Genomic DNA, 10763 nt, shown 5'->3' on the forward strand with positions numbered 1-10763 from the left:
CATTCATGGACCGTTCTGTCCTGGAAGCCGATCCCCATGCCGTTCTGGAAGGCATGGCCATCTGCGCCAAATCGATCGATGCTAACGAAGGATATCTTTACGTCCGCGCCGAGTATCCTCTGGCTATCAAACGTTTGAACCAGGCCATTGAGCAGGCCAGAAGCTATGGCCTTTTGGGGAAGGATATCTTTGGAACGGGGTTTGACTTCGACGCTTTTGTTTACCCGGGGGCGGGGGCCTTCGTTTGCGGAGAATCCACGGCTCTCATGTTTTCCCTGGAAGGGAAGAGAGGAATGCCCAGAGCCAAACCCCCCCGCTCTGCCGAAGCCGGCCTCTGGGGTCAGCCTACGGTATTAAACAATGTGGAGACCTTCGCCAACGTGCCCCGGATTATCCTTAACGGGGCCAAGTGGTTCAATAGCCTGGGAACGGAGAAGAGCAAGGGAACCAAGGTTTTTTCTTTAGCTGGGTCCGTAAATAATATCGGCTTGGTTGAGGTCCCCATGGGCATCACCCTTCGTTCGATCGTTTTTGACATCGGGGAAGGGATCAAGGACCGGAAGAAGTTCAAGGCTGCCCAACTGGGAGGGCCGTCGGGTGGGTTTGTCCCCGAACACCTTCTGGATACGCCGGTAGATTACGAATCTCTGGAGGCCACAGGGGCAATTATGGGCTCTGGGGGGATCGTCATCTGCGACGAATCCACTTGTATGGTGGACTCCGCCCGATTCTTTACCAACTTCTGCGTGGAGGAATCCTGCGGGAAATGCGTCCCCTGCCGGATCGGGTTGACGGTCATGCTCCACAAGCTTGAGGGTATTGTGGGAGGCAAAGGCCAGGAAGGGGACGTGGAGTTCTTAGAAGACTTAGGCCGGCACATTGTAAGGATGTCCCATTGCGGACTCGGGCAATCTGCCCCTAACCCGGTGCTCTCGAGCATCCGCCACTTCCGGCATGAGTACGATCAACACATCAAGGACAAACATTGTTCCTCCTTAGTCTGTACGGCCTTGATTCGCTTCGAAGTAAATCCGGAAAAGTGCAAGATGTGCGGCCTCTGTCTCAAGGCTTGCCCGAGTGACGCCGTAACCTGGGAAAAAAAGCAGCCGGCGAAGATCAACCAGGAACTTTGTACCAAGTGTAAGTCCTGTATTCGGGCCTGTAAATTCTGGGCAATTGGGTAATACCTTTACCACAGAGCACACAGAGAACCCAGAGGAATTAAAAATAAAACAGCAAAATCAAATTTTAAATTTTAATCCTTTCTGTATTTTAAATTTCGAAATTTGTTTTTAATTTTATCTCTGCGTTCTCTGTGTCCTCTGTGGTGAAAAATAAAGGAATGAGGAAACGATGGTTACGTTGACAATCGATGGGGTTCAAGTCACAGTTCCACCCGGCACAATGATTGTGGAGGCCGCCGAGAAAGCCGGGATTAAGATTCCCACTCTCTGCAACAACAAGCGCCTTATGCCTTTCGGGGCCTGCCGCATTTGCGTGGTGCAACAGAAAGGGCGCAAGGGGTTGACCCCCGCCTGCTTCAACCCCGTTCGTAATGGCATGGAGATCCTGACCAACACCCCCGAGGTAATCAAGGCCCGTAAGATTCAGCTGCAATTAATTCTCATCTCCCATCCACTCGATTGTCCGGTGTGCGATGCCGGAGGTCAGTGCCAGTTGCAGAATCTGGTCTACGAATACAGCGTAGTCGAGAATCCTTTTAAAGGAGAGAAGGCGAACCTTCCCCCGGATCACGTCTCCCCATTTATCGAGCGCAACGTGAACCGTTGCATCCTCTGCGGCATGTGCGTCAGGATTTGCGACGAAGTCGTAGGCGCCAATGAACTCTCCTTTATGAACCGGGGTTGGAATACGAAAATCGGTACGGATTTTGACCGGCCCATGAACTGTGAATTTTGCGGTCAATGCTTATCGGTATGCCCGGTGGGGGCCTTGAACGACCGTATATTCCTTCATAAGGCCAGAGTCTGGGACCTGCAGGAAACGAACACCACCTGCGGCTACTGCGGAGTGGGCTGCACGTTTACGGTAGGGGCGAAAAACGGCCGGATTCTACGCGTGCGGGCCAATGAGGACACGGGGATCAATCAAGGCAACCTCTGCGTGAAGGGGCGTTTTGGATGGGAGTATATTCACAGCCGGGAGCGGCTGACCACCCCCTTGATCAAGAAAAATGGTTCTTTGGTCAAGGCTTCCTGGGAGGAAGCCATCGGCCTGGTAACCCAGCGCTGGAAAACAATCAAAGCGGAGAAGGGCGGAACGGCTCTCGCCGGTTTGTGTTCCCCGCGGTTGACCAATGAAGAGCTTTTTTCTTTCCAGAAATTCGTGCGGGGGGTACTGGGAACCAACCATTTAGACCACGCCGGCGGATATAGTTATGCGGCCCACCTGGCTTTGCAGGATTCCCTGGGATATGCCGCCACGACCAACTCCATCAACGAGATCCGTAAAGCCGACGTTATCATCGCCTTGCGCTCGGATTTATCCGCGACCCATCCGGTAATCAAATCCGAGATCATTCTGGCCGTGAAGCGGAGAAGGGCCAAGCTCATCGTGGTGAACAGCCGCAATATATATTTGAACAAATTTTCGGCCTTCAACCTTCAGGTCCAACCCGGAACCGAAGTCGCCCTGGTCAACGGTATGATGCAAGCCATCCTCCAGCAAGGCCTGGCTAAAGAGGAATTTATCCAATCGTGGACCGAAGGATTCGCCTCTTGGCAGCAGTCCTTGGAGAACTATTCTCCCGAGAAGGTCGAAGCCCTAACCGGAGTTCCCGCGGCCTCTTTCACGGCAGCGGCTCGCTTATTTGCCCAGGCACCGGCAGGCGTCATTTTAATTTCCACCGGCACTTTTTCGGGAAAGCAGGACCGGGCCTTGGCCTTGGCCGCCTCCAACTTAGCGCTTTTGACCGGGCAGCTCGGGAAAGAGAGTTCCGGGATTTTCATCCTCGGGGAGAAAAACAATTCTCAGGGCGCCCTGGATATGGGGGTGACCCCCGACTGGCTTCCCGGCTACGCCCATTTGCAGAATTCTTCCGAACGGAGTCGCTTCGAAAATTCTTGGAAAATATCCATCCCGGAACAACCGGGAATGGGAGCCCTGGCGATCCTCCAGGCCGCCGAGGAAGGGAAAATTCAGGGATTGTACATCGTCGGGGAGAATCCCGTGGTCACCTACCCTGATTCTTCCCGGACCCAGAAAGCTCTGGCGGCGGTAAACTTCCTGGTAGTGCAGGATTGTTTCCTCTCGGAGACCGCATCTTTGGCGCAGGTTGTCCTTCCGGCGGCTTCTTTTGTGGAGAAGGAAGGGACCTTTACCAATACCGAGCGCAGAGTCCAGCGGGTTCGGCGCACGCTGGATCCCCCGGGCCTGGCTCGGCCGGACCTGTGGATTTTCCAACAACTGGCTAAAGCCTCGGGATACACCCTTACCGGAGCTTCCGCCAAGGCTGTAATGGACGAAATCAGGAAACTCGTACCCCTTTACGCGGGAATGGATTATCCCAGGCTGGAAAACCCGGTGGGGTTGCAGTGGCCCTGCGTAGCGCCGGATCATCCGGGAACGCCAATACTTTATGAAAAAGATTTCCCCATAGGGAAAGGAAAATTCCTCCCGGCAGTATACGAGGAAGATCTCCCGGCCGCAGAATCTCCTTGGTTCCTCATCACGGGGCCCACTCTGTTTCATTCCGGATCTTTATCTCTGATGAGTCCGGGACTGGCCCGTTTGCAGGCGGAAAGTTTTGTACAAGTGCACCCTGCGGACGCCCGCAGACTCGGCCTGGAGAATCATCAAAAGGTGATTCTCAGGTCCCAACACGGGGAAGTGACCGTTAAGGCTTCCATTTCCTCAGGAGCGGCTCCGGGCGTTCTTTTCATCCCCTATCATTTTGGCCAAGGAGGGGGGAATCATCTGACCGGGCGTGACTTAACGATCACCCGGGTGCAATTAGAAAAGGTTTAGCCTCAAACCCCATCGGAAAGAGGGAAAGGTATGCTGGCTTTCGTTCTTATCGCCCTTGTCAAAGTGCTTGTGGTTTTTACTGCTATGCTCCTCATCGTCGCTTATATGACCCTGATGGAGAGAAAGGTTCTCGGCCATATGCAGGTCCGTTATGGGCCGAATCGGGCGGGGCCCTATGGATTACTTCAGCCCATTGCCGATGGGATTAAACTTTTTTTCAAGGAAGATATCATCATCCCCCACGCCAACCGGCTGATTTACATCTTTGCCCCCACCGTCATTGTGATTACGGCGCTGATGAGTTATGCCGTTATTCCCTTCGGGGACAACATCACCATCCTCGGGTATAAGGTGGACATGGTGGTGGCGGACGTGAACGTAGGGTTGCTTTACCTCTTCGCCATCTCTTCCCTGGGAGTTTATGGGGTGGTCATGGGAGGTTGGGCATCCAACAACAAATACTCTTTGTTGGGGGCCATCCGCTCTTCGGCTCAGATGATCAGCTATGAACTTCCCCTGGGGCTTTCCATCATCGGGGTCCTGATGATCACGGGGTCTTTATCCACCATGAAGATCGTGGAAGCCCAATCTCAGGTATGGTTTATTGTCTATCAGCCCCTCGGGTTCATCATCTACTTGATCTCCGCTGTGGCAGAGTGTAGCCGCACTCCCTTTGACCTGACGGAATGTGAGAATGAATTAGTGGCCGGGTACCAGACCGAATACAGTTCGATGAAGTTCGGCTTGTACTACCTGGCGGAATATGCCCACATCCTGGTGGTCAGTTCGCTGGCGGTCACCCTTTTCTTCGGGGGCTGGCACGGTCCTTGGCTCCCCCCCATCATCTGGTTTTTGATGAAAGTCTTCCTCTTTATCTTTTTCTTTATCTGGATCCGGGCAACCTATCCCCGTTTCCGTTATGATCAATTGATGAAATTCGGCTGGAAGGTGCTTTTCCCCTTATCGCTCTTGAACATTTTGATCACAGCCGGGGTCATGTCCTTCCTGGCTTAAGAAAAGTTGGTCAGAGCAGCGTTACAGGGCAATAGATTGAATTCAAGTCGGCGAGGATAGCGATGATTAAACCGTTGCTGAAAGGATTGGGGTTAACCTTGCGCACCTTCTTCACCCGTCCAGTGACCCTCCAGTATCCGGAGGAGAAGATGGTTATGTACCCCCGTTTCCGCGGCCTGCATGAGCTGACGCGGGATGGAGAAGGGAAAATCAACTGTGTGGCCTGTGAGCTCTGCGCGGCGGTCTGTCCGGCCAATTGCATCCGGGTAGAGCCGGCGGAGGGGCCAACCCATCAGCGTTTTCCAAAAGTCTATGAGATCGACCTTTTGCGCTGTATCTTTTGCGGTTTTTGCCAGGAAGCCTGCCCTTACGGGGCGATCATTCTCCGGGAGAATTATGAAACCGCCAATTACACCCGGAAGGACCTGCTATACGACCGGGATAAACTTTTCCATGCCTATCAGAAATAGGGAGGCCTGTGCCCATGTTTGAAATGGTTTTTTTCATCTTGCTGGCCGTGGTGACCACGATCACTGCCATCCTGGTTATCGTCCAACGCAATCCCGTGGCCAGCGCCATCTACTTGATCATCACTTTTTTCTGCTTGGCCGGCATTTACCTTCTTCTCAATGCCCAGTTCATCGCCATTATCCAGGTTTTGGTCTATGCGGGGGCCATTATGGTCCTTTTCCTCTTTGTGATCATGCTCCTCAACCTGGAAAAGGAGAAAAAAATTATCACCCGCCACCGGCTGCAAAAGGTGGTGGGGGTTTTTCTGGGGGTGATCCTGCTGGCCCAGATTGGCATGATATTCAATTCCGTCCTTTTAGAGGGGGGTAAAGGAAATTTTCCACCGGAAAAAGTCGCCGCCATAGGCAATACCGAGGTGGTGGCCCGGCTGCTGTTTACCGATTTCCTGCTGCCCTTTGAGATTACTTCGGTCCTCCTCCTGGTGGCGATTATCGGCGCCATCGTCCTGGCCAAGAAACAGATTTGATAGAGACAGAATTTGGAATACAGGAGGCAGGAGGCAAAAGGCAGAAATCAGAAGGCAGAAGAAAAAATATTAATTGTATTTATTCTGGATTCTGAATTCGGTCTTCTGGATTCTGTTTTTAAAGGAGTTTAAAATGGTTTCTTTATCCAGTTACCTGATTTTGAGTGCGATTCTCTTCAGCATAGGTGTGGTGGGTTTCTTACTGCGGCGGAACACCCTCGTGATTTTCATGTCCATTGAGCTTATGCTGAACGCCGCGAATTTAGCTTTTGTGGCCTTTTCCCGCTTCTTAAATTCCATGGACGGTCAGATCTTTGTCTTTTTCGTCATGTCCGTGGCAGCCGCTGAAGCCGCGGTGGGCCTGGCGATCATCATGGCCATATACCGCACCAAAGAGACGGTCAATGCCGACGAAATGAATTTGATGAAATGGTAAAAGGAAAGCTCATAGCTGATAGCTCATAGCAAAGACAGGAAGACAACTCATGGCAGGTAGATCATAGCAAACGGCCGATAATTAAATTGCTATGAGCTAAGAGCTATGAGCTATGAGCCAATTAAAGGAGATTTTAGAATGCTGGACTATGTAGGTTTGATTCCTTTATTTCCGGCGATCGGATTTGCAATTAACCTTTTTTTCGGAAGGCGGATGTCCAAAGGGGCCGTGGGCTTCATCGCCTGCGCCGCGATCGGGCTCTCCTTTCTTGGCTCTCTTCTAATCTTCGCCGACCTGCTCAAGCTGGCTCCGGCCAACCGCTCGGTGGAAAAAATCCTTTACACCTGGATCCTTTCCGGAGAATTTCAGGCCTCCATCGGCTTCCTGGTCGATCCCCTCTCCGTGGTCATGATGATGGTCGTCTCCGGCGTATCCTTCATCATTCACGTTTACTCTCATGGATATATGCACGATGACCAGGACTTTCCTCGTTATTTTACCTATTTAAATCTCTTCGTCTTTTTCATGCTAATCCTGGTATCCGCGAACAATTTCCTTCTGATGTTCGTAGGTTGGGAGGGAGTGGGTCTTTGCTCCTACTTTTTGATCGGGTTTTGGTACGAGAAAAAATCCGCCTCGGATGCTGGGAAAAAGGCTTTCATTGTCAACCGGATTGGGGATTACGGGTTCCTTCTGGCCATCTTTTTAGTTTTTGTGACTTTCGGGACCATTGATTTCAAAGCGGTCTTTGCCGCGGCTCCGGAGAAATTTGCTGTCGGCAGCGGACTCATTACTTTGATCACGCTGCTCTTGTTTATGGGAGCCACAGGAAAATCGGCTCAACTCCCCCTTTACACTTGGTTACCCGACGCCATGGAAGGCCCAACACCGGTGAGTGCCTTAATCCATGCCGCCACCATGGTAACTGCCGGGGTGTACATGGTGGCGCGCTGCAACGTGCTTTTTCTCATGGCTCCTACCTCGATTTTCGTCGTAGCCGTGATTGGCGCAGCTACCGCCATCTTTGCCGCCTCCATCGGCTTGGCCCAGAATGACATCAAACGGGTATTGGCCTATTCCACGATAAGCCAACTGGGATACATGTTCTTGGCCTGCGGTGTGGGGGCTTTCACCGCAGGTATTTTCCACCTGATGACGCACGCTTTTTTCAAGGCCTTGCTCTTCTTGAGCGCGGGCAGCGTGATGCATGCCCTGGCGGGGGAACTGGACATGCGCAAGATGGGTGCGCTCAAACCTCACATGCCCCGCACCTATTGGACCTTTTTGATTGCTACCTTGGCCATTTCAGGAATCTTCCCCTTTGCCGGTTTTTTCTCCAAGGACGAAATTTTATGGAAGGCGCTGACCAAAGGGGGGCTAGGTTTTTGGCTGGTGGGGGCTATCGCTGCCTTCATGACAGCCACCTACATGTTCCGGGCTGTGTTTATGACCTTCCATGGTAAGTCCCGGGTGGATCACGAAGTTGCGCATCATCTCCACGAATCTCCGGGAATGATGACGGTACCCTTGATCCTCCTGGCGATTCTTTCTACCATCGGCGGATTTATCGGCTTCCCCATTGTGGAGGGTTGGAATCAATTTAACGAATTTCTCTCGCCGGTCTTTGCCTCATCGACTGCCCTCGCCGCGGCCAAAACCGCGGAGGCGGGCCACCATGCTGTAGGATTCGAGGTGGCGATGATGATCGTCTCCATGGTCATCGCCGGTTTGGGCATCCTTCTGGCCTACCGGATGTACATCAAAACACCCAGTTTACCAGACCGCCTGGCCGAGAGTTACAAAGTTCCTTATGAATTGATCGCCAATAAATACTGGGTGGATGAAATCTACCATTTCTTCTTTGTCGGTCCCCTCATCCGCTTCTCCGTCTTCCTCTGGAAGATTTTTGACGACATTCTAGTAGACGGCACGGTGAACGGGGTAGGCGCTGTCGTCCGCGGTGGCAGCGAGGTTTTCAAGCGTTTACAAACCGGATATGTGCAAAATTATGCCCTTTCCATTCTGGTGGGCATCGTTTTCATGATCGGGTATTTCATTTTTGGTAAATAAGCTATCAGCCCCGCGCAGCGCGGGGCTGAGCACTGACCGCCTTAACAAAAGGAGCTTGGTTGATGAGCCAGACGGATTTTCCCCTACTCACCTGGGTCACTTTCTTTCCCCTGCTGGGGGCCGTTATTCTCCTTTTCTTGAACAAGGAGAAAAAAGAAACCATCCGTTGGGTCACGCTCATCGTGACCCTGCTGGAATTCGCCTTCTCTCTCCCCCTCTTCTTCCAATTCCGGGTGGACATTCCGACGATGCAGTTTATGGAAAAGGCGGCGTGGATTCCGGACTACGGAATGAGTTATCTCCTGGGGATCGACGGCATTAGTTTGTTCCTGGTGCTGCTGACTACTTTTTTCACTTTTGTCTCCGTGATCGCTTGCTGGAAGGACATCCAGGAAAAGGTCAAGGAGTTCATGATCTGTCTTCTTTTCCTGGAAACCGGGATGATCGGGGTTTTCGTGGCCTTGGATCTTTTCCTCTTCTACGTCTTCTGGGAAGTGATGCTCATCCCCATGTACTTCTTGATCGGGATTTGGGGCAATCCCCAACGCCGGATCTATGCCGCCATCAAGTTCTTCATTTACACCATGGTGGGCAGCGTACTGATGCTCGTGGCCATTTTGGTCCTATACTTCCACAACGCCGCCGCCACCGGAACGTATACTTTTGACCTGCTGCAGCTCTATAAGTTGCAAGTCCCCATCAACGTGCAGTTCTGGTTATTCTTGGCTTTCGGCCTGGCTTTTGCCATCAAAGTACCCATGTTCCCTTTCCATACCTGGTTACCCGATGCCCACACGGAGGCTCCCACGGTGGGCTCTGTTCTTCTGGCCGCGGTTTTATTGAAGATGGGAACCTACGGCTTCCTGCGTTTCAGTATCCCCCTCTTCCCGAATGCCTCCTACCAGTTAGTGCCCCTGGTTTCGATTCTGGCCATCATTGGAATCATTTACGGAGCCCTGGTCTGCCTGGTGCAAAAGGATCTCAAACGTTTGATTGCCTTTTCTTCGGTTTCTCACCTCGGGTTCGTTATGCTTGGCCTCTTCGCCCTGAACCTGCAGGGGATTGAAGGCGGAATTCTGCAGATGCTCAACCACGGGTTTTCCACGGGCGCTTTGTTCTTGCTCGTGGGCATGATTTACGAACGCCGGCATACGCGGATGATCGAAGACTTCGGAGGCCTCTGGAAGCAGATGCCCGTCTTTGGGGCCTTCTTTATCGTGGTTACCCTCTCGTCCATTGGTCTCCCGGGACTCAATGGGTTTGTCGGAGAATTTTTGATCCTGATCGGAACCTTCAAGTCCACACCCGTCTATGCCGTGATTGCGGCTACGGGGATTATCTTGGCCGCGGCCTATATGCTCTGGATGTACCAGCGAGTGATGTTTGGAGAATTGACCAAGCCGGAGAACAAGGTTCTCAAAGATCTCTCGGCGCGGGAAGTGCTGGTCCTTAGTTGTATCACGTTGTTTATCTTCTGGATCGGCATCTATCCCCAGACCTTCCTCAGCCGCATAGAGCCGACGGTAAAAGGTTATCTGACCCAGGTAAATACCAAATACCAGACTGGGTTAAAGCTTCAGGAAGGAGACAAAATCCGCATAGCGCAGGTGGAGTCCCAAAAATAAGCCAAGACAAGATTTGGGAGGCAGAAGCCAAATTTTATTATTCTGACTTCTGACTTTTTTTCGGAGGAATATTCATGAACTTGGTCATTCCCGAAATAAACTGGAGCGCCATCGGGCCCGAGTTAACCCTGAGCATAACGGCTATGGTGCTTTTGCTCTTAAGCGTTGCGGCCAGCCCCGCTGTCCGAAGAGCTATTCCCTATCTCAGCCTACTGGGAGTCGCTTTAGCTCTGCTTCTCTGCATTAGCCTCTGGGGCAAGTCCGCTTATGCCTTCAATCGCATGGTGGTGTTGGACAATTATGCTCTCTTCTTCAAGATCATTTTCCTGATCACCACCGCCCTAACCGTGTTGATGTCCATCCGTTACCTGAAAGAGCAAGGGTACGAGCACGGCGAATACTACGTTCTTATTTTGTTCGCGGCCGTGGGCATGATGTTCATGGCTTCCGCCGCCGACCTGATAATAGTCTTCCTGGGTCTGGAGACTTTTTCCCTGGCAGTATACGTCTTGGCCGGTTTCTTCCGCACCAACCCCAAATCGAACGAAGCATCCCTCAAATATTTTCTCTTGGGGGCCTTCTCGACGGGATTCTTACTTTACGGCATCGCCTTAATTTATGGGGCTACGGGAAC

At 52.1% G+C, this 10763-nt stretch carries 9 protein-coding genes; all 9 read left to right on the forward strand.

The genetic code is table 11. The features are described from left to right. A partial coding sequence (locus Q7V48_13020; protein ID MDO9211651.1) for an NADH-ubiquinone oxidoreductase-F iron-sulfur binding region domain-containing protein occupies positions 1 to 1184 on the forward strand: 1184 nt, incomplete at its 5' end. Between the two features lie 169 nt (positions 1185 to 1353). Further along, positions 1354 to 3987: a molybdopterin-dependent oxidoreductase gene (locus Q7V48_13025; protein MDO9211652.1), complete on the forward strand. Its 2634-nt coding sequence runs from the start codon at positions 1354 to 1356 to the stop codon at positions 3985 to 3987. A gap of 30 nt (positions 3988 to 4017) precedes the next feature. Beyond that, positions 4018 to 5001: an NADH-quinone oxidoreductase subunit NuoH gene (gene nuoH / locus Q7V48_13030; protein ID MDO9211653.1), complete on the forward strand. Its 984-nt coding sequence runs from the start codon at positions 4018 to 4020 to the stop codon at positions 4999 to 5001. Positions 5002 to 5063: 62 nt separating this feature from the next. Next, positions 5064 to 5471: an NADH-quinone oxidoreductase subunit NuoI gene (gene nuoI / locus Q7V48_13035; GenBank protein MDO9211654.1), complete on the forward strand. Its 408-nt coding sequence runs from the start codon at positions 5064 to 5066 to the stop codon at positions 5469 to 5471. Positions 5472 to 5485: 14 nt separating this feature from the next. Continuing rightward, positions 5486 to 5998: an NADH-quinone oxidoreductase subunit J gene (locus Q7V48_13040; protein MDO9211655.1), complete on the forward strand. Its 513-nt coding sequence runs from the start codon at positions 5486 to 5488 to the stop codon at positions 5996 to 5998. A gap of 133 nt (positions 5999 to 6131) precedes the next feature. Beyond that, positions 6132 to 6434, forward strand: a complete 303-nt coding sequence (nuoK, locus tag Q7V48_13045; protein MDO9211656.1) for an NADH-quinone oxidoreductase subunit NuoK — start codon at positions 6132 to 6134, stop codon at positions 6432 to 6434. A gap of 138 nt (positions 6435 to 6572) precedes the next feature. Continuing rightward, positions 6573 to 8504, forward strand: coding sequence for an NADH-quinone oxidoreductase subunit L (nuoL, locus tag Q7V48_13050; protein MDO9211657.1), 1932 nt, complete (start codon positions 6573 to 6575; stop codon positions 8502 to 8504). Between the two features lie 62 nt (positions 8505 to 8566). Continuing rightward, positions 8567 to 10129, forward strand: a complete 1563-nt coding sequence (locus Q7V48_13055; protein MDO9211658.1) for an NADH-quinone oxidoreductase subunit M — start codon at positions 8567 to 8569, stop codon at positions 10127 to 10129. A gap of 74 nt (positions 10130 to 10203) precedes the next feature. Beyond that, positions 10204 to 10763: proton-conducting transporter membrane subunit (locus tag Q7V48_13060; GenBank protein MDO9211659.1), on the forward strand; the 560-nt coding region annotated here is incomplete at its 3' end.

It is taken from the genome of Deltaproteobacteria bacterium, from assembly GCA_030654105.1.
Taxonomy (GTDB): domain Bacteria; phylum Desulfobacterota; class SM23-61; order SM23-61; family SM23-61; genus JAHJQK01.

Coding starts and splice junctions, on each gene's coding strand:
- Q7V48_13025 (MDO9211652.1), top strand. CDS start 1,354: ATGGTTACGTTGACAATCGATGGGGTTCAAGTCACAGTTCCACCCGGC.
- nuoH (MDO9211653.1), top strand. CDS start 4,018: ATGCTGGCTTTCGTTCTTATCGCCCTTGTCAAAGTGCTTGTGGTTTTT.
- nuoI (MDO9211654.1), top strand. CDS start 5,064: ATGATTAAACCGTTGCTGAAAGGATTGGGGTTAACCTTGCGCACCTTC.
- Q7V48_13040 (MDO9211655.1), top strand. CDS start 5,486: ATGTTTGAAATGGTTTTTTTCATCTTGCTGGCCGTGGTGACCACGATC.
- nuoK (MDO9211656.1), top strand. CDS start 6,132: ATGGTTTCTTTATCCAGTTACCTGATTTTGAGTGCGATTCTCTTCAGC.
- nuoL (MDO9211657.1), top strand. CDS start 6,573: ATGCTGGACTATGTAGGTTTGATTCCTTTATTTCCGGCGATCGGATTT.
- Q7V48_13055 (MDO9211658.1), top strand. CDS start 8,567: ATGAGCCAGACGGATTTTCCCCTACTCACCTGGGTCACTTTCTTTCCC.